We start from the raw sequence: 17,642 nt of genomic DNA, 5'->3' as shown, positions 1-17,642 counted from the left end.
TCATAAAACCGGGGGATGCCATGGGTCTGTTCGATTTCGTTGCCAAGCAGTTTATCGATGTCATTCAGTGGACCGAACCGGGAGACGGCATCCTGGCTACCCGTTTCCCCATGGCGGAGATGGAAATCCAGAACGGCGCCTCGCTCACGGTGCGCGAGTCGCAGCTCGCCCTGTTCGTCGACGAAGGCAAGGTGGCGGACGTGTTCCAGCCCGGCCGCTACACCCTCAACACCCAGACCCTCCCCGTACTCACCTACTTGAAGAACTGGGACAAGTTGTTCGAATCCCCCTTCAAGTCGGACGTGTATTTCTTCAGCACCCGCCTGCAGCTCGACCGCAAGTGGGGCACGCCCAACCCGATCACCATCCGCGACAAGGAATTCGGCATCGTGCGGATGCGCGCTTTCGGCATCTACTCCTACCGCGTTACCGACCCGAAGAAGTTCTACACCGAAGTCAGCGGAACGCGCGAAACCTATACCGTGGACGACCTCGACGGCCAGTTGCGCAACACCCTGATCGGCTCCATGACAGACATGTTCGCTGAATCCGGCGTGCCTTTCCTCGACATGGCGGCGAACCAGGACGAATTCGGCGCCAGGCTCAAGGAAAAAATGCTGCCCGTGTTCGAGCGCTACGGGCTCGTGCTGGACAACCTGGTGGTGCAGAACGTTTCCCTGCCGGAAGAGCTGCAGAAAGTGCTGGACCAGCGCATCGGCATGAACATGGTGGGCGACCTCGGCAAGTACACCCAGTACCAGGTGGCCAATGCCATCCCCACGGCCGCCGCCAATGAAGGCGGCGTGGCCGGCGCCGGCGCAGGGCTGGGGGCCGGCATCGCCATGGGGCAGGCGATGGCCGCCGCCATGACCCAGCCTGGCGCTGCCGCCCAACCGGCCCAGGCGCCGGAAGACATACCCGCCCTGCTGGAAAAACTGCACGGGCTGATGACCAAAGGCGTCCTGAGCCAGGAAGAATTCGAAGCCAAGAAGGCGGAACTGCTGAAAAAACTGGTTTAAAAAGAAAACCCAGCCACAGAGATCACCGAGATCACAGAGAAAGCTTTGGCAGTTTCAATCTCTGTGTACTCTGTGATCTCTGTGGCAAAAAATAACAATTAATGAAAACCGCCAACTGCCCCTCCTGCGGTGCACCAGTCACCTTCCGCTCCGCCGCCTCCATCCTGGCGGTGTGCGACTATTGCAAGAGCACCTTGATCCGCCACGACGCCGACCTTGAAAACCTCGGCAAAATGGCCGCGCTACTGGAGGATGCATCCCCTCTGCAGTTGGCCGCGGAAGGCAAATACCAGGGAACGCATTTCGCCGTCGTCGGCCGCATCTGGAACGAGTGGTTCCTGCTGTTCGACAACCAGCGCACCGGCTGGCTGTCCGAGGCATCCGGCAGCTACGTTCTCACTTTTCTTGCGGCGGCCGAGGCCGTCATCCCGCTCTTCGACGAAATCGTGCTGGGCCAGTACCTGACGCTTGCCGGCCAGCTATTTCAGGCCGTCAATAAGGAAACAGCCACATGCATCGCGGGGGAAGGCGAGCTGCCTTTCAGGGTAGGGGCGGGCTACCCGGCGCCGGTGATCGATTTTTCCTCCCCCAAGCAGTTCGCCACGCTGGATTACAGCGACGCAGAGCCCATGCTTTTCGTCGGCGAGGAAGTCCAATTTCCGGCCCTCAAGATGACCGGGCTGCGTGCGCGGGAAAGCGCCGCCGGCAAGGCGCAAATCAAGACGTTCAACTGCCCTTCCTGCGGCGCACCCCAGGAAATCCGCGCGCAGGGCTCGGCAGCGCTGGCCTGCGGCAGTTGCGGCGCGGTGATCGACATCGCCGACAAAAACCACAAGATCCTGTCCGAATATCGCGGCAAACTCACGCCTTTCCCTCCCCGGCTCCCGCTTGGCAGCCAGGGAAAATTGCGCGGTGCGACATACGACGTGGTCGGTTTCATGAGGCGGCGCGTGGTGGTGGAAGGGGAATCCTACGAGTGGAGCGAATACCTGATTTACAGCGAGCAGGAAAACTTCCGCTGGCTGTCGGAATACCAGGGCCACTGGAATTTCATCAAACCCACCAGCAACACACCCTCCATGGCCGGCGCCCTGACCAAGCCCAAGGCGCGCTTCCTGGGCAGGGATTTCACCCATTTCCAGACCGCCAGCGCCACCGTGACCTACGTCATCGGCGAGTTCTACTGGCGCGTGAAGGTAGGTGAAGCGGCGGAGGTCATGGACTTCGTCGCGCCGCCCTTGATGCTGAGCCGGGAAAAGAGCGGCAAGGAAATCTCCTGGTCGCTGGGCGAATATATCGAACCGGCGGAAATCGCCGCCGCCTTCAAGCTGCCGTCTCCCTTGCCCGCGCCAATCGGCGTGTACGCCAACCAGCCCTCCCCGCACAGCGGCCAGGCTGGCAGCTACTGGAAAGCCTTCTGGATATTCGCGCTGCTCGCCATTGCGATCCAGGTGTTTTTCCTCGTCAGCGCGGATGACCGCACGGTGTTCCAGCAAAGCCTCGATTTTGCCCAGATCCCCAAAGGCCAGGCCATTACCACCGAGGTCTTCCCGGTCGACGGGCATACGGCGAACCTGGTTATCGAAAACCGCACCAATCTCGACAACAACTGGCTCTATCTCGACATCAACCTGGTGGAAACCGGCAGCGGGCAGTCCTACCACTTCGGCAGGGAGGTCAGCTATTACCACGGATATGACAGCGACGGCTCCTGGTCCGAGGGCAACGCCCACGACGCGGTCGTGCTGTCGGAAATCCCGCCCGGCAACTACCTGCTGCAAATCGATCCCGAAACCCCGCCCGGTCTCAACGCCGCCATGAGCGACCGGATCGTGGTCAAACGCGATGTGCCGATGTGGACCAACTTTTTCCTCGCCCTGCTGGCGCTGCTGCTGTTCCCTGTCGTTGCCTGGTGGCGCAGCTCGTCCTTCGAGCGTCGGCGCTGGGCGGAAAGCGACTACGCGCCCACGGACAGCAGCGACGACAGCGACAGCAGCGATGACTGAAAGGAGCCCTGTTCTTGTTTAAGACTTATCTGGCGAGCGGCCTGCTGGCCCTCAGCCTGTTCGCCTGGGCGCAATACCACGGCTGGAGCGTATACAGCGTCAACGAAGGCAAGCCACAACCCGGAACGGCGCGCAGCGCTTATCACAAATAAAACCATCGAGGAGACACCATGGACGTCATCAATCCCATCTACCTGATCAATTCATTGCTCTATTCCCTGCTGGGCGTGGCGCTGTTCTGGATTTCCTTCATCGTCATAGACAAGCTCACGCCCTATGACCTGTGGAAGGAAATCGTCGAGGACAAGAACCTCCCGCTCTCCATCATCGTCGGCGCCATGTGCCTGGGAATCGCCATCATCGTCGCCTCCGCCATTCATGGCTGAAGTGGCGGCGGCATGAATCTCGCCCTGCTCGCCTCGGTATTCATCATTGCGTCCTGCGGGCTGGTTTACGAGCTCGTGGCGGGGGCGCTATCGAGCTACCTGCTGGGCGATTCGGTCACCCAGTTCTCCACCATCATCGGCACCTATCTCTTTGCCATGGGCGTGGGCTCCTACCTGTCGCGCCACATCGTCAAGGGCCTGGTGGCGCGCTTTATCCAGATCGAGCTGATGGTCGGCGTGGTGGGCGGCTTTTCCGCCGCGCTGCTGTTCCTCGTGTTCGCCTGGGCCGCAGGCCCCTTCAAAGTGGTGCTGTATGGACTGGTGCTGCTGACCGGCATCCTGGTGGGGCTGGAAATCCCGCTGGTGATGCGCATCCTCAAGCAGCACTATGGGCTCAAGGACCTGGTCTCGCAGGTGCTGACCTTCGACTACCTCGGCGCGCTGGTGGTGTCGCTGGCCTTTCCGCTCCTGCTCGCGCCCCATCTCGGCCTGATCCGCACCAGCCTGATGTTCGGCCTGCTCAACGCCCTGGTGGCGGGCTGGGCGGTGTGGCTGTTCCGCGCCCAGCTTGCCGGCTTGAAAGGCATGGCGGCCCAGTGCGTCGTCGTCAGCGCGTTGCTGGTCGCCGGCCTGGCGGGTGCGGATCGCCTCACCACCCTTGCGGAAGCAAATCTCTACGCCGACGAAATCATCTATACCGAAACCACGCCCTACCAGCGCATCGTGCTGACGCGCTGGCAAGACGACGTTCGCCTGTTCCTCAATGGCAACCTGCAGTTTTCCTCGCGCGACGAATACCGCTATCACGAAGCATTGATCCATCCCGCCCTGCAGGCCGTCAAACAGCCGCGCCGCGTGCTGGTGCTGGGCGGCGGCGACGGCCTGGCGGTGCGGGAAATCCTCAAGTACCCGGGCATAGAGAGCATCACGCTGGTCGACCTCGACCCCAACATGACCAGGCTGTTTTCCCGCCTGCCGCTGCTGCGCGAACTCAACCAGGACGCGCTGCATTCGCCCAAACTCAAACTGGTCAATGACGACGCCTTCCTGTGGCTGGAGAAAAACGGCGAGTTCTACGACTTCATCGTGGTGGACTTCCCCGACCCGACCAATTTCGCCCTGGGCAAGCTCTACACCAACACTTTCTACCGCTTGCTGGAAAAGCGCCTGTCGCAGCATGGCCTGGCCGTGATCCAGTCGACCTCGCCGCTCTATGCCCGGCAGTCGTTCTGGTGCATCGTCAACACCATCAGGAGCGTCGGCCTGCAGGCCACGCCGTACCACGCACTGGTGCCCTCGTTCGGCGAATGGGGCTACGTCATTGCCAGCCATCAGCCTTACGTCCAGCCCGATCATTACTCGGCCAACCTGCGCTTCGTCAGTTCCGACCTCACGCCGACGCTGTTCCAGTTCCCCAAGGACATGGCACCCATGGAAACCGAGATCAACCGCCTCAACAACCAGGCGCTGGTGCATTATTACGAGGCCGAATGGAAGCACCAGGCGCCATGATCGCCGCGCAACGCTTCACCGCAAAGGACGCGAAGTAGCGCAATGGAACACCAACAGGTCAACGACACAGGGCTTACTGCTTTTCCTTCGCGTACCTTTGCGTCCCTTGCGGTGAATATTGTTCCTGTCCTTGCTGCGGGCCAACCATGAAGCGCCGCGACTTCCTGCTCTCCCTCGCAGCGGCCGCGTGCCTGCCCGGCTGCCACACCGCCGCCAGCCCCGGCCTCCCGCCCGGCAAGCTCCTCGGCGCAGGGCTCGAGCGCGGCCATCGCCTGCGCGGGCGCGATTTCCCGGCGCCGTCCGAAACGCGTCAGGTCGGTGTAGCTATCGTGGGCGGCGGCATTGCCGGCCTCTCTGCCGCCTGGAAGCTGAACCAGGCCGGTTTCGGCGATTTCCGCCTGTTCGAACTGGAAGATGAAACCGGCGGCAATGCGCGCGCCGGGCACAACGCGGTTTCGGCCTATCCTTGGGGCGCGCATTATCTCCCCCTGCCTGGACGGGAGGCGCGCGATGTGCGCGAACTGCTGGCCGATCTCGGCGTGTTGCGCGGCGATCCTTATGCCGAGGCGCCGGCTTATGACGAGCGCTTCCTCTGCTTTGCGCCGCAGGAGCGGCTCTACCGTCATGGCCTGTGGCAGGAAGGGCTGCTGCCGCAAATCGGCGCTACCAAGCGCGATCAGGAACAATACCGTCGCTTCTTCGACCTGCTGGAACGCTACCGCCAGCGGCGCAGCGCAGCCGGCGAGAGAGCCTTCGCCATTCCGGCAGCACTCTCATCTCGCGACCCGGAACTGCTCGCCCTGGACACGCTCTCCATGCGCGCCTTCATGCTGCAGCATGGCCTGGATTCGGAACCGCTGAACTGGTACGTCAACTATGGTTGCCGCGACGGGCATGCTGCCAACGCCAGCGCCGACGGCGAGCAGGTGTTGACCTGGCCTGAAGGCAATGCCTGGCTGGCCCGGCAGATGCGGCAACGTTTCAGCGAACAGGTCGAAACAGCGGCGCTGGTGCACCGCATCGAGGAATCCAGTCACCATGTCGAACTGGATGTTTATCTGGCACGGGAAAATCGCACCGTGCGCTGGCGCGCCAACAGGGTCATTTTCGCCGCGCCGGTTTTTGTCCTGCCCCATGTCGTGGCGGACCTGGACAGCAGCCTGCGCGACGCCTCCCAGGCAGTGCAATACGCCCCTTGGCTGGTGGCCAATCTGACCCTCGGCGAAGCGCTGCAACATGGCAACGGCGCGGCGCTGGCGTGGGACAACGTGCTCTACGACAGCCCTGCCCTAGGCTATGTCAATGCCCTGCAGCAAAGTCTGGGCACTTCTCCCGGCCCGACTGTTCTGACGTATTATTGGGCTTTACCAGGCAACACCGCGGCTGCGCGTCAAGCCTTATACGAGACGCCGCGCGATCGCTGGGCAGAGCGGATTCTGGCAGACCTGTCGCGCCCCCACCCCGACATTCGCGACAAGGTGCAACAACTCGACATCTGGCGCTGGGGACACGCCATGTCAAAACCCGTGAGCGGGTGGATATGGAGCGCCGCGCGACAACAGCTCGGTGCGTCTCATCGGCGCGTTCATCTCGCCCACGCCGATCTGAGCGGTTTTTCCATTTTCGAGGAAGCGAACTACTGGGGTGTGAAAGCGGCGCAAGATGTGTTGCGGCGATTGGGTTTTCCGCCACGAAACGGAATCGGGAGCAAAACATGAACCAGGAGTGGGGCTCGAATTTCAATCTCAGGTCGCGGCTTCTCGCGATCGTTGCCGTGGCTTTCGGCGCCATGGCGCTGATCGCCGTGCTTGCGCTGGTAGACAAGCGGGCGTCCCTCATGGAAGACCGCCAGGTCAAGACCCGTCACCTGGTCGAGTCCGCCTACGGTGTCCTGGTACGCTTCCACTCGTTGCAACAGGACGGCGAGTTGACCGAGAATCAAGCAAAACGCGCCGCCATCGAAACCATCCGGAATATGCGTTACGACGACAACGAATATTTCTGGATCAACGACCTCCAGCCACGCATGGTGATGCATCCCATGATGCCGCAACTGGATGGCAAGGATCTGTCCGATTTCAAGGACCCGAACGGCAAGCGGCTGTTTGTCGCATTCGTCGCTACCGTCCGGAATAACGGCGCGGGATTTGTGGACTACCTGTGGCCGAAACCGGGCTTCACCCAGCCTGTGCCAAAAACTTCCTACGTCAAAGGCTTCTTACCCTGGGGATGGGTCATCGGTTCGGGTATTTATCTGGATGACGTGAACCGCATCTTTTGGGACAGGATGCGCTGGCAGGCAGGCATTGTATTCGTTTCCATCACCTTGCTCGGCGTGATGATGCTGCTGCTGGCACGCCGGGTCGAGCGCGAGATCCATCATTACGCCACTCAGCTCGCCAAATCCAACGCCGAATTGCGCCTCTCGGCCGCGGTGTTCGAGCACACAGTGGAGGGCGTGATGATCACCGATCCCGATGGCCGCATCGTCGCGGTCAACCGCGCATTCACCGAGATCACCGGGTACGGCGAGGACGAGATCGCCGGCCTGACCGGCGCCACCCTCAAATCGGAACGCCACGACGAACAGTTCTATGCCTCGATGTGGAGCGTCATCCGCGAGACCGGGCGCTGGCAGGGAGAATTATGGAACCGGCGCAAGAACGGCGACATCTACCCCGAATGGCTCAACATCAGCGTGGTGAAGGACGAGCGCGGCCGGATCACCCATTACGTGGGCGTGTTCTCCGACATCAGCTCGATGAAGGAATCGGAGTCCAAGCTCGACCACCTCGCCCACCACGACCCGCTCACCGGCCTCCCCAACCGCCTGCTGCTGAACGCCCGCATGGAGCATTCGCTGGCGCGCGCGCAGCGCGGAAATGCCATGCTGGCGGTGATGTTCCTCGACCTCGACCACTTCAAGGACATCAACGACACCCTCGGCCACCCCATCGGAGACCTGCTGCTGCAGGAAACGGCACAGCGCCTGCGCGACTGCGTGCGCGAACAGGACACCGTCACGCGGCTGGGCGGGGACGAATTCACGATCCTGCTGGAGGACCTCGACGATTCTCGCTTTGCCAGCACCGTGGCGCAAAAGATCATCGCCGCGCTGGCGGAGAAATTCATGTTGCAGGGGCACGAGGTTTTCGTCACCTGCAGCGTCGGCATCAGCATATTCCCCAGCGACGGCGGCGACATCACCACACTGTTCAAAAACGCGGACAGCGCGCTCTACCGCGCCAAGGAGCAGGGGCGCAACAATTACCAGTACTACACCGAGGAGCTCACCACCCGCGCCATGGAACGCCTTGCGATGGAAAACAGCCTGCGCCACGCACTGGAGCGCAACGAGCTGGTGCTGCATTACCAACCGCAGGTAGACCTCCACAACGGCAGCATCATCGGCATGGAAGCGCTGCTGCGCTGGCAGCATCCGGAGATCGGACTGATTTCGCCCAATGCCTTCATCCCCCTGGCGGAGGAAACCGGCCTCATCATCCCCATCGGCGAATGGGTGCTGCGCACCGCCTGCGTCCAACTCAAGGCATGGATCGACGAGGGCTTGCCGAAAATCCGTGTGGGCGTGAATCTATCCTCGCGCCAGTTCAATCAGAACAACCTGGATGAGGTCGTGGCCAGCGCCCTGCGCGACACCGGCCTGCCCCCATCTTGCCTGGAACTGGAACTCACGGAAAGAACCATCATGCACGATGCGGAAAACACCGTCACCATCCTGAACAAATTGCGCGCGCTGGGCGTACAGATTTCCATCGACGATTTCGGCACCGGCTATTCCTCGCTCAGTTATCTCAAGCGCTTCCCCATCGACCGCATCAAGATCGACCAGTCCTTCGTGCGCGAAATAACCAGCAACCCCGAAGACGCCGCCATCTCCCAGGCCATCATTTCCCTCTCGCACAGTCTCAACATCAAGACCGTGGCCGAAGGCGTGGAAACCGCCGAGCAGCAGGAGTTTCTGCGCTCGCGCCTGTGTGACGAAATACAGGGGTTTCACTTCAGCCACCCGGTGCCGCAACAGGACATGTGCCAGTTGCTGAAGGACGGCGTCAAGCTGGAAAGCAAGCACGCATTCATCCAGGAGGAACGGGTTCTGCTGCTGGTAGACGACGAGGAAGGCGTACTCAATGCCATAGCCAGAGTGTTACACGCGGATGGCTACCGTATCCTGCGTGCCACCCGCCCCCGCGCCGCCCTCGATCTGCTGGCGACACACCCTGTCGGCGTCATCATCTCGGATCAGCGCATGCCGGAAATGAATGGCATCGAACTGCTACGCAAGGTCAGAAAACTCCACCCCGACACGGTACGCATCATGCTGACCGCCCATGCCGACCAGCAGATGATCGCTGCCGCCATCAACGAAGGCGCGGTGTTCAAGTTCATCTTCAAACCGTGGGGGGACGAACAACTACGTATCGATGTCAGGCAAGCCTTCCGCAAGCATGACCTCAACCTGCGAACGCAGATTGGGAAGGTATAACAAGAACGATCAAAGGCCCAGATCGCCTGTATCGTCGAGCGTCGCTTCGCGCAGCAGAACGAGCAGCAGGGCCAGAATCACCGGCCCGATTATAAGCCCGACGATGCCCATGGTGGCGATGCCGCCCAGGAAGCCGAACAAGACGGCCAGAAACGGCAGTTCCGTGTCACCCCGTATCAGCCAGGGACGAACGATATAGTCTGCGGCCATGACCACCGCCGTACCGAAGAAGAACACATACATGCCGATCAGGGTGGCGCCTTGAGCGGCCAGCATCACGCCAATCAGCGCCAGCAAGGCAGGCGCCGCGAGCGGAACCAGGGCCAGAATCGCCGCCAGGGCGCCGAGCAGCACGGCGGAAGGAATCCCGACCGCGGCAAACAGCGCACTGAACACCAGCGTCTCGCAAAATCCCACGATTACCAGGCCGTTCACCGCACCGCGCACAGCGCCCGGGATGCTGTGTGAATACGATGGCCAGCGACGCTGAAGCCATTTGTGGCCCATGAAATTGATTTTCGCGACCAGACCATCGCCTTCCCGGTAGAAGAAAAACAGCACCCACAACGCGAACGCCAGCGTCGCCAGGCGAGAACTGAAGTCCACCAGCACATATTGCGCCAGTTGCGGGGCCTGGTTCAGTTGTGAAAACAGCCATTCCTGGGAGAGTCTGCTGAGTTCATGGGGGTGCGCCATCACCAGCTCCCATTTTCTGATCAGAAAACCGCCCACCCAGGGCATCTGACCAAGCCACACCGGTGGCAACTTGCCCACATCGTCCGCCTCGACCAGATAGGTTCCCACGGCGTAGAGATCGTTGATCATGAATACCGCCAGCAGCACCATCGGCACCACCAGGGTCAAAGCGATCACGGAAGTCGAGCAGGCGGCGGAAAGGTTGGGCCGGTTGCCTAATGCCGAGCGAATCCTGCGATGCAGCGGCCACGAAGCCAGGGCGATGACCGCCGCCCACACCACGGCAAGCAGAAACGGCTTGAGCACGACGAAAGCAGCAAGCAGGATGGCGAGGGTAAATGAAACGCTAACCAGCGAGGTATATGGAAATGCCATAAATTTGGTCTTTCTGTCACGCTGGCCAAAATTGACGGAGAGGGAGGGGCCTCCCCTCTTCTCTTAATTAATGCATTACAGCTCAATTACTTGATTTTTCAGTGCGACGCCTGTGTGTAGCAGTTTTGCGGGACACAAATTTAGTGTTTTTCAGTGTATCCAATATGTCGCCGAATCACAATGTTCGATGGCTGTATCCATATTCAAAGCAGGCACATAGTACGACACCTGGATCTGGTCGAGGTCGCCCCTGAGTTGCCATACTGTTTTCCCAAGCAGCCGTTCTACTGTGCCTTACGAATCAGCGGCAATTCACATGGCAGGCCTCCCGCGAGCAGCCACTGCAGGCCGGGTGCTGGCATGCGGGCGAACATAGGATCGACTGCGATCAGGATAAGCACCCCATTGGCAGGTAAACAGGCACCCGAAAATACTCGGTCCGATAAGTGCGCTAGCGCACAGAGCATTTTTGAAAAGAAGAAGATCATCATTGAACGATCAAAGCAGTGCGGGATTTGGCCATTGGTTCACGGCCGACGTTATAAAGGCAATGGAAATCGTACACAGCGTAGTGGGTGCGTGCTCCACAGAAACATGACATGCGGGGCTACAGTAGGACTCCGCACGTCTTCATTAGGAGTAGCCAAAATGCTCGAAACAATTATCGTTATTCTGCTTATCCTCTGGTTGCTTGGCTTGGTCACTTCGTACACCTTGGGCGGGCTGATTCACATACTCCTGGTCATCGCGATCGTGGTGATATTGCTGCGTGTCATTCAAGGTCGGCGCCTGTAACAGACTCGGTTTTCTGTGCAGCGTGGTGTCTGGTAAAGCGATCCGGTTGTACACGGTTTCTGTCTTTTCAGGCTACCCGACGCCAAGTCACGTGTTTATCTATGGGAGAAAATGCGATGGACGCAATCAAGATGTTGGCAATCGCGCTGATCGTGGCTGGTGGCCTCGCGTTGGCGTATGGCGGTTTCACTTACACCAAGGAGACGCACCAGGCCAAGCTGGGGCCGATAGAGCTGTCGGTCAAGGATACGGAGACCGTAAACATTCCTGTCTGGGCCGGCGTGGGGGCATTAGTGGCGGGGGTGATCCTGCTTTTTAGCCGCAAGTAAAATCAGTTCCCCCGATTGGTAAAACCATTGGGGTCCGCATGAACAAGAAAGAACTAACAGTGGAGAAAAGCATGGAAAAGTTATCTGGTGAAGCCACCATGGAACATTTGATCGCCGATTTCAAGGTGGTAGTGGCAGATGCGGAAGCGCTGCTGAAAGAGACGGCCAACCAGGGCGGCGAAAAGCTGGCCGAGGTGCGCGCCAAGGCAGAAGAATCCCTCAGGGTGGTGAAAGCCAGAATGGCGGAGGCTGAAGCGGCACTGGTTACAAAAACCAAAGCCGCAGCCAGGGCTACCGACACATATGTCCACGAAAATCCATGGAAAGCCATTGGGGTCGCCGCCGGTTTCAGCCTGGTGATCGGATTGCTCCTCGGTCGTCGTTAGGCGCCGCACCATGATTGAGAAAACCCATGGCGGAAGCACAGGGCTGCTCGAGTCGCTGACGATGCTGGCTGCAACGCTGGTTGCCATGGCACATACGCGCCTCGAGCTTTTGTCCTCAGACCTGGAGGAAGAACGGGAGCACTTTTTATCATTGCTGACGTTGGCGCTGGCCGCACTGTTTTTTCTCGGGGTCGGATCGGTGCTGGCAACGATCCTGCTCGTGGTCGCATTCTGGGACACGCACCGCCTCCTGGCGCTAGGCTCCCTTGCCGCATGCTTTCTAGCCGCTGGCACGGCGGTATGGGTATTCGCCAGACACAAGTCAAAGACAAAGCCGGGACTATTTGCAACGAGTCTGTCGGAATTGCTCAAAGACCGGCAGCAGCTCGTTTCCCGTTCATGAACAAGAAGCTGATGCTGTTGGCTGAACGACGAGAACGCCTGATCGCGCAGGCGGCAGCACAACGCATGGCGCTGGCGCAGGGCGTCGAGCCATGGCGCATACCCTTGGCACGGGTCGACCAGGGGCTGGCCGCGCTGCATTACATCAAGAGCCACCCTGCCTGGATAGTCGGCAGTGCTGTATTGCTCGCAGCACTGCGAATTAGTCGGGTCTGGAAACAGTTGCGGAGCGCTCGCGCGACGTGGCAGAGAATGCACAAGCAGCGAGACAGGTAGTTTTAGGCGTGTCGAAACTTCAATGATGAAGCAATATCCGGTCGTACGTTTCCTTGTCGGTCCGATAACACGTGCAGGAAGCGGACTCCAAACCGGCGACATCGTGAATCCTGATATCCCCCCGGCTATAGCTGATCAGTTTCTTGCTCTGCAGCGAACCGGCCGCCTTGGTGACGCCGACGCGCCGCACGCCCAGTATCTGGGCAAGGAATTCGTGAGTGATATGAAACTCCTCTGAATGCGCGCGATCTCGCGTCATCAGGAGCCAACGGGCAAGCCGCTCTTCTACCACATGGAAACGGGTGCAAGCCGCCGTTTGCGCCAGTTGGCTCATCAACACATAGACATAGCGGTTCAGTTCCGCTTGAAGAGCAACGCTGTGCTTGAGTTCGAGGTGAAAGCGCCCGGCGTCCATTCGCCACGCAGGGCCTGAGCCTTGCACCACGGCGTGCAACGGTGAAACATCCACCCCGAGCAGCAGCGGAATCCCGTACATCCCCTCGCTTCCGACCAGAGCCACCTCAAGGCTGCCCTGTCCATCGACCGGCGTCACCAGGGAAATGAAGCTATCGGTGGGGAAATAAACGTGGCGAATTATTTCCCCTGGCTCACAGAGAACATCCCCAAAAACCAATTCTGCCGGTTCGCAGCCTGACAGCAAATTTTGACGATCTTTGCGAGGAAGCGCGGCAAGCAGAAGGTTTTCCGCAGAAGGCACTGGACTCTCCTGAGTTTTGGGAATGACGGCGCGTCCGGGTCCGGGCGCAACGCCGTCAGCGCTGCGCCACGTACTATTGTTGCTGGGCCGGAGCCGGGACGACGACCACTGTGCCGCCTCCAGTCTGGCCGGTTTCGCCTTGGGCACCTGTTGCGCCCTGAGTGCCGGTTTTGCCGGTGTTTCCCTGGGCGCCTTCATAGCCTTGAGCGCCGGTAGCACCTTGTGCTCCAGTATCGCCCGGCGCTCCCATCGTCCCCTGGTTTCCCATTGTCCCCTGGCTTCCAGTTGACCCCTGTTCGCCAGTCGCTCCTTGCGGTCCGGCGGGGCCTTGGACTGGCGCCGGTGTTGCCGGAACGTTGACCACGGTACTGGGCCTGTCGCAGGCACTCAAACCCAACACAGTGATAAGCGATGCAAATAATATGGAATATTTCATGATGGTACCTCTTTGATAAATAAGGAAAACTTCGCACCTCATTGTGAGCAGCCAACTCGCACGCATTAACAACTGGCGAAGTCGTGTTACCTGAAGTGAGATGGCGCTTCGACAGTGCAACACTTTGGCAAGCGTAAGCTGAAGCGCTTGACAATTCTGTACGCTGACGAACATAGCGCGGATTTTTTGCGGGAACGAGATGATGAAACAGGATTTGGCGGGCAAACGTGCGAGGGCTTTACCTCACCACCTCGTGTTAGGTATGAGCGTGATGGCGGTGCCGGAGGGCGGAATGTTGTAGTTAAGTCTGTATGCAGGGCGCTCGGTTTGTATGACCGCCACCTTGGGAAGCAGGCGATCGAATTCCGCCTTGACTACCCGATAGCACTCGCAAGCCTGTTTTTCCAATCCAGTTCGGTCAAGTACAGTGATGTGACCGCGGCGGCAGGAAATGTGACCGGCGCGCTTCAGTTTCCCGACAGCCTCTGTGATGCCTTCGCGACGCACGCCGAAGACACTGGCAATCAATTCCTGCGTCACGGCCAAATCCTTCGAGGGCAATCGGTCGAGACTTAGCAGCAGCCAGCGGCTCAGTTGCTGTTCCACCGAATGATGCCGATTGCACACTGCGGTCTGGGATATATGTGTCATCAGCGCCTGGGTGTAACGCAACAGCAAGATTTGCAATGCGCCCGCACGGCGCCCCCCCCCCGATTGAATTCATTCTTCAGCAACTGCGCCTTCAGCCGATAGGCATGGCCCGCGCACAGCACCATGGCGCGATTTGGCATGGTGATGCCGCCCGTAAAGGTGGCGACGCCGACGATTCCCTCATTGCCGACCCCGGCGATTTCGGCTGACGCGCCATCCTTCATAACATAAAGCAGGGAAACGATCGCGGTCGTCGGGAAATAGACGTGGCGCAACTCGTCCCCGGATTCATAGAGGGTCTCACCGAGCGGCATCTGGACCAGCTCGAGATGGGGCAACAGGCGCTCATACACGAGCTGCGGCAGTGCCGCGAGAAGCTGGTTTTGCAGTGGGATAGGCGAGTCAGACAAATGCACCTCCCTTTATTAGCCGCCAAGTAGCTGAGATGGCAAGAAACTGGGATGGCGATCCGGGATGTAAGTTTGGAACACTAAGCAATATAGAGGGGGATGTAAATACCACGAAGTATGTATTCCAAGCTCAAAAACAAACCAGGGAAGGAAAATATCGTCAGTGGATACGACCACACTATGTGCGATACCGCACGGAAGGCCGGGGCAAAAACAGGTAGCGTGTTGATGAGTTAGGGTCGGTGTCGCATTCTGCTGACGAACCATTCGCTCCTACCTTTCCCATCGAACAGGAGGTCACAAAATGCTGAAAAATCGCTACATACTCATTGTGTTGGGGATGTTGCTGTACCCAATGGCGTCTTCTGCCCAGGTGAGCATCGGCATCGGATTTCCGAATGTAAGCATCGGGATCAACCTGCCGGTCTACCCGCAACTCGTCCGCATACCGGGTTACCCCGTCTACTATGCGCCACGACTGGGGACTAACTTCTTTTTTTACGACACGATGTACTGGGTCTTCCAGGACGACAACTGGTATGCGAGTTCCTGGTACAACGGCCCGTGGGGGCTTGTGGAACCGGAATACGTGCCGCTGTTCGTCCTGAGAATCCCCGTGCGCTACTACCGCCAGCCGCCCCCATACTTCCGCGGGTGGCGGTCCGATGCGCCACCGCGCTGGGGTGATCACTGGGGCCATGAGTGGGAACACCGCAGGAGCGGCTGGGATAGATGGAACCGAAACGCCGCCCCGGCGCCTGCCCCGCTGCCTGCCTATCAGCGACAGTATTCAGGGGATCGCTATCCCCACCAAGTGGAACAGCAGCAATCGCTGCAGCAGCGGAATTACCGTTACCAGCCGCGTGACCCCGTAGTGCGGCAACACTACCAGGAGCAGGCCGGGCAAAGAACGCCAGCTGAGCGCGGTTCCAGGCAGCAGGATACCCAGCGTGTCGCGCCACGCCAGCAGGCTGCGCCAGCCCCCGCCCCGCGCGAACAGTCACCACAATTGGGACGCCCGGAGGTTCAGCGTCAGGAGCGGACCATGCAAAGCGCGCCGCCACAACAGGAAAGACGTGGCGCGCCTGAAGAAAGAGGTTCCCGCCGGCAAGATCTTCCCGCCGCTGCCCCCCGCGCGCAGCCGCCACAGCCAGAGGCATCTCCGCGCGAGCAGCAGAGGCCGAACCCGCAGGGCAGAGAAGACAGACAGCCAGGCAGGGACTCCGCGCGCGAGCCGCAACGAGGACAAGAACGGGAGCGGGAACGAGGCCGGGATCGTAATGACTAATGCAGTCGCAGCCGCCACCGTCCTCACGCGGGCGGAGGCGCTGCCGTGCATGCGCCGCTTTCACGACGTGCAAAAGACCAATCCCATAACTTATGTGCGCCAGCGTACAGACCGAATTTTATGACGAGATTAACCTTCAGCCATTCTCAGGAGGCTTTATGAACACATCCCAAATCGTTATCGCAACTTTTCTCGGCGTCGCAGCCCTGACGAGCGGTTGCGCGAATACCGGTTCACGCCCCGAGTCATATTCGCCATCCAGTTCCGGCTATTCCGGCGCGGCATACGGCGTGGTTGACGCGATCGAGATCATTCGCGGAAGCGGCGGCGGGATAGGTGGCAGCGGCATCGGTGCAGGCGCCGTCATCGGCGGTGTCGTAGGCGGAGTGCTCGGGCACCAGATCGGTGCAGGCACCGGTCAGGATGTCGCTACCGCAGCCGGCGTGGTAGGCGGTGCCGTGGTAGGTCACCAGATAGAAAAGCGCAATCAGCAGCAACAGGACGCATACAGCATACGTGTGAGGCTCGAAAACGGGGGCTATCAAACCGTGACGCAACAAAGCATTGGCGACTTGCGCGTCGGAGACCGGGTGCGTATCCAGAACGGCAGCATATCTCGCTACTGAACAGCAATGCCATTGGCGGCGGCCCATCGTGCGCCGGATTAAAGTTTCAGATTACAAACTCTAAGGAAAATAACATGAAAACTTCACAAATCATTCTTACCGCGCTTGCCATGGCTTCTTTAACCCTGGCCGGCATTGCTTCTGCACATGAAGTCCCCAAGGCAGGTTATCTGATCGATACCCGCGGCAATGTGGTCAGGAACAACTACAACGAATGCTGGAGAACCGGCTACTGGACCCCGGCCATGGCAATTGCCGAATGCGATCCGGATCTGGTAAAGAAAGATGAGCCCAAAATGGCAGACGCTGGTCCTGCTCCTGTGCCCGTCACCGGCCCGGAAAAGGCCGCTTTCGTCGCCATCACCCTGCAGGCCGAAACGCTGTTCGATTTCGACAAATCGGTCATCCGCGCTGACGGCAAGAAAACACTGGACGATGAAGTCGTCACCAAGATGAAGCAATATCCGCAAGTTGAAGTGGTGCTGGTTACCGGCTACACCGACCGCATCGGTACAGATGCCTACAATCAGAAGCTGTCCGAGCGTCGTGCGGATGCCGTGAAGGCATACCTGACTGGCCAGGGCGTTGAAAACAACCGCATCGAAACCGCCGCCAAAGGTGAAGCCAACCCGGTTGTTCCTTGCGATGACATCAAAGGCAAGGTCAGCGGCAAGAACCGTAAGCTGGTCGAATGCCTGCAACCCAATCGCCGTGTAATGGTTGAAGTCAGGGTCCAGAAGCCCGCCCAGCAGTAACAACTAAGCAATGCAACAAAAGCCAGCCGATGTATTTTTGGCTGGCTTTTTTCAATAATGCGCTGGAGG

The 17,642-nt window shown here is 59.6% G+C and carries 20 protein-coding genes; 16 read left to right on the top strand and 4 right to left on the bottom strand.

Features of this window, described 5'->3' with window-relative positions:
• Positions 1-20: 20 nt before the first annotated feature.
• The 7 genes from SKTS_RS10825 (at position 21) to SKTS_RS10795 (ending at position 9,430) form a co-directional block, all read left to right on the top strand.
• Positions 21-1,019 (top strand): SPFH domain-containing protein, encoded by a 999-nt coding sequence (locus SKTS_RS10825; protein WP_173064518.1) that lies wholly within the window; start codon positions 21-23, stop codon positions 1,017-1,019.
• Between the two features lie 101 nt (positions 1,020-1,120).
• Positions 1,121-3,025 (top strand): DUF4178 domain-containing protein, encoded by a 1,905-nt coding sequence (locus SKTS_RS10820; protein ID WP_173064515.1) that lies wholly within the window; start codon positions 1,121-1,123, stop codon positions 3,023-3,025.
• A gap of 14 nt (positions 3,026-3,039) precedes the next feature.
• Positions 3,040-3,177, top strand: a complete 138-nt coding sequence (locus tag SKTS_RS10815; RefSeq protein ID WP_173064512.1) for a hypothetical protein — start codon at positions 3,040-3,042, stop codon at positions 3,175-3,177.
• 18 nt (positions 3,178-3,195) lie between these two features.
• Positions 3,196-3,411 carry a DUF350 domain-containing protein gene (locus SKTS_RS10810; RefSeq protein ID WP_173064509.1) on the top strand — a complete coding sequence of 72 codons (216 nt, stop codon included), beginning with the start codon at positions 3,196-3,198 and terminating at the stop codon, positions 3,409-3,411.
• Between the two features lie 12 nt (positions 3,412-3,423).
• Entirely contained in the window at positions 3,424-4,923 is a 1,500-nt protein-coding gene (locus SKTS_RS10805) for a polyamine aminopropyltransferase (RefSeq protein ID WP_173064506.1), read from the top strand.
• A 146-nt stretch (positions 4,924-5,069) separates the two neighbouring features.
• Positions 5,070-6,641: an NAD(P)-binding protein gene (locus SKTS_RS10800; protein ID WP_173064503.1), complete on the top strand. Its 1,572-nt coding sequence runs from the start codon at positions 5,070-5,072 to the stop codon at positions 6,639-6,641.
• Complete coding sequence (locus SKTS_RS10795; protein WP_173064500.1) at positions 6,638-9,430, top strand: EAL domain-containing protein; 2,793 nt, start codon at positions 6,638-6,640, stop codon at positions 9,428-9,430. The genes SKTS_RS10800 and SKTS_RS10795 overlap by 4 nt, the downstream gene beginning before the upstream one ends.
• A gap of 9 nt (positions 9,431-9,439) precedes the next feature.
• Here SKTS_RS10795 and SKTS_RS10790 read toward each other — a convergent pair whose 3' ends face one another.
• Positions 9,440-10,501: an AI-2E family transporter gene (locus SKTS_RS10790; protein WP_173064497.1), complete on the bottom strand. Its 1,062-nt coding sequence runs from the start codon at positions 10,499-10,501 to the stop codon at positions 9,440-9,442.
• A 648-nt stretch (positions 10,502-11,149) separates the two neighbouring features.
• Between SKTS_RS10790 and SKTS_RS10785 the strand changes: the two genes are divergently transcribed.
• The 5 genes from SKTS_RS10785 to SKTS_RS10765 all read left to right on the top strand — a co-directional run bounded on the left by SKTS_RS10785 (position 11,150) and on the right by SKTS_RS10765 (position 12,689).
• Positions 11,150-11,296 carry a lmo0937 family membrane protein gene (locus SKTS_RS10785; RefSeq protein WP_173064493.1) on the top strand — a complete coding sequence of 49 codons (147 nt, stop codon included), beginning with the start codon at positions 11,150-11,152 and terminating at the stop codon, positions 11,294-11,296.
• A gap of 116 nt (positions 11,297-11,412) precedes the next feature.
• Positions 11,413-11,625: a hypothetical protein gene (locus tag SKTS_RS10780; RefSeq protein ID WP_173064490.1), complete on the top strand. Its 213-nt coding sequence runs from the start codon at positions 11,413-11,415 to the stop codon at positions 11,623-11,625.
• Between the two features lie 71 nt (positions 11,626-11,696).
• Positions 11,697-12,011, top strand: a complete 315-nt coding sequence (locus tag SKTS_RS10775; protein WP_173064487.1) for an ElaB/YgaM/YqjD family protein — start codon at positions 11,697-11,699, stop codon at positions 12,009-12,011.
• Between the two features lie 10 nt (positions 12,012-12,021).
• Positions 12,022-12,414, top strand: a complete 393-nt coding sequence (locus tag SKTS_RS10770) for a phage holin family protein (RefSeq protein WP_173064484.1) — start codon at positions 12,022-12,024, stop codon at positions 12,412-12,414.
• 17 nt (positions 12,415-12,431) lie between these two features.
• Positions 12,432-12,689, top strand: coding sequence for a YqjK family protein (locus SKTS_RS10765; protein WP_173064482.1), 258 nt, complete (start codon positions 12,432-12,434; stop codon positions 12,687-12,689).
• A 19-nt stretch (positions 12,690-12,708) separates the two neighbouring features.
• Here SKTS_RS10765 and SKTS_RS10760 read toward each other — a convergent pair whose 3' ends face one another.
• Complete coding sequence (locus tag SKTS_RS10760; protein ID WP_173058501.1) at positions 12,709-13,407, bottom strand: Crp/Fnr family transcriptional regulator; 699 nt, start codon at positions 13,405-13,407, stop codon at positions 12,709-12,711.
• Between the two features lie 22 nt (positions 13,408-13,429).
• On the opposite strand from SKTS_RS10760, the gene SKTS_RS18980 reads away from it, so the two are divergent.
• On the top strand, positions 13,430-13,696 hold the full coding sequence (locus SKTS_RS18980; protein ID WP_244617311.1) for a hypothetical protein: 267 nt from the start codon (positions 13,430-13,432) through the stop codon (positions 13,694-13,696).
• A gap of 390 nt (positions 13,697-14,086) precedes the next feature.
• Here SKTS_RS18980 and SKTS_RS19165 read toward each other — a convergent pair whose 3' ends face one another.
• Together SKTS_RS19165 and SKTS_RS19160 are read right to left on the bottom strand one after the other, a co-directional pair.
• Positions 14,087-14,449 carry a Crp/Fnr family transcriptional regulator gene (locus tag SKTS_RS19165; RefSeq protein ID WP_342342990.1) on the bottom strand — a complete coding sequence of 121 codons (363 nt, stop codon included), beginning with the start codon at positions 14,447-14,449 and terminating at the stop codon, positions 14,087-14,089.
• 44 nt (positions 14,450-14,493) lie between these two features.
• Positions 14,494-14,904, bottom strand: a complete 411-nt coding sequence (locus tag SKTS_RS19160) for a Crp/Fnr family transcriptional regulator (protein ID WP_342342989.1) — start codon at positions 14,902-14,904, stop codon at positions 14,494-14,496.
• Positions 14,905-15,244: 340 nt separating this feature from the next.
• Here SKTS_RS19160 and SKTS_RS10745 point away from each other — a divergent pair, with 340 nt between their 5' ends.
• From SKTS_RS10745 to SKTS_RS10735, 3 genes are all read left to right on the top strand, one after another.
• Positions 15,245-16,192 (top strand): hypothetical protein, encoded by a 948-nt coding sequence (locus SKTS_RS10745; protein ID WP_244617310.1) that lies wholly within the window; start codon positions 15,245-15,247, stop codon positions 16,190-16,192.
• A 158-nt stretch (positions 16,193-16,350) separates the two neighbouring features.
• A complete protein-coding gene (locus SKTS_RS10740; protein WP_173064477.1) occupies positions 16,351-16,818 on the top strand; it encodes a glycine zipper 2TM domain-containing protein in 468 nt (155 codons plus the stop codon).
• Positions 16,819-16,892: 74 nt separating this feature from the next.
• Positions 16,893-17,573 (top strand): OmpA family protein, encoded by a 681-nt coding sequence (locus tag SKTS_RS10735; protein ID WP_173064474.1) that lies wholly within the window; start codon positions 16,893-16,895, stop codon positions 17,571-17,573.
• The last annotated feature ends 69 nt before the right edge of the window (positions 17,574-17,642 follow it).

Origin of the sequence: Sulfurimicrobium lacus (genome assembly GCF_011764585.1) — a bacterium.
In the GTDB taxonomy this organism is placed as follows: domain Bacteria; phylum Pseudomonadota; class Gammaproteobacteria; order Burkholderiales; family Sulfuricellaceae; genus Sulfurimicrobium; species Sulfurimicrobium lacus.
This window is presented reverse-complemented; position numbering and strand designations above follow the sequence as displayed.

What these genes read in the sequence shown, in the direction of transcription:
- SKTS_RS10825 (WP_173064518.1), top strand. Translation starts at nt 21, where the DNA reads ATGGGTCTGTTCGATTTCGTTGCCAAGCAGTTTATCGATGTCATTCAG.
- SKTS_RS10820 (WP_173064515.1), top strand. Translation starts at nt 1,121, where the DNA reads ATGAAAACCGCCAACTGCCCCTCCTGCGGTGCACCAGTCACCTTCCGC.
- SKTS_RS10810 (WP_173064509.1), top strand. Translation starts at nt 3,196, where the DNA reads ATGGACGTCATCAATCCCATCTACCTGATCAATTCATTGCTCTATTCC.
- SKTS_RS10805 (WP_173064506.1), top strand. Translation starts at nt 3,424, where the DNA reads ATGAATCTCGCCCTGCTCGCCTCGGTATTCATCATTGCGTCCTGCGGG.
- SKTS_RS10800 (WP_173064503.1), top strand. Translation starts at nt 5,070, where the DNA reads ATGAAGCGCCGCGACTTCCTGCTCTCCCTCGCAGCGGCCGCGTGCCTG.
- SKTS_RS10795 (WP_173064500.1), top strand. Translation starts at nt 6,638, where the DNA reads ATGAACCAGGAGTGGGGCTCGAATTTCAATCTCAGGTCGCGGCTTCTC.
- SKTS_RS10790 (WP_173064497.1), bottom strand. Translation starts at nt 10,501, where the DNA reads ATGGCATTTCCATATACCTCGCTGGTTAGCGTTTCATTTACCCTCGCC.
- SKTS_RS10785 (WP_173064493.1), top strand. Translation starts at nt 11,150, where the DNA reads ATGCTCGAAACAATTATCGTTATTCTGCTTATCCTCTGGTTGCTTGGC.
- SKTS_RS10780 (WP_173064490.1), top strand. Translation starts at nt 11,413, where the DNA reads ATGGACGCAATCAAGATGTTGGCAATCGCGCTGATCGTGGCTGGTGGC.
- SKTS_RS10775 (WP_173064487.1), top strand. Translation starts at nt 11,697, where the DNA reads ATGGAAAAGTTATCTGGTGAAGCCACCATGGAACATTTGATCGCCGAT.
- SKTS_RS10770 (WP_173064484.1), top strand. Translation starts at nt 12,022, where the DNA reads ATGATTGAGAAAACCCATGGCGGAAGCACAGGGCTGCTCGAGTCGCTG.
- SKTS_RS18980 (WP_244617311.1), top strand. Translation starts at nt 13,430, where the DNA reads ATGACGGCGCGTCCGGGTCCGGGCGCAACGCCGTCAGCGCTGCGCCAC.
- SKTS_RS10745 (WP_244617310.1), top strand. Translation starts at nt 15,245, where the DNA reads ATGTTGCTGTACCCAATGGCGTCTTCTGCCCAGGTGAGCATCGGCATC.
- SKTS_RS10740 (WP_173064477.1), top strand. Translation starts at nt 16,351, where the DNA reads ATGAACACATCCCAAATCGTTATCGCAACTTTTCTCGGCGTCGCAGCC.
- SKTS_RS10735 (WP_173064474.1), top strand. Translation starts at nt 16,893, where the DNA reads ATGAAAACTTCACAAATCATTCTTACCGCGCTTGCCATGGCTTCTTTA.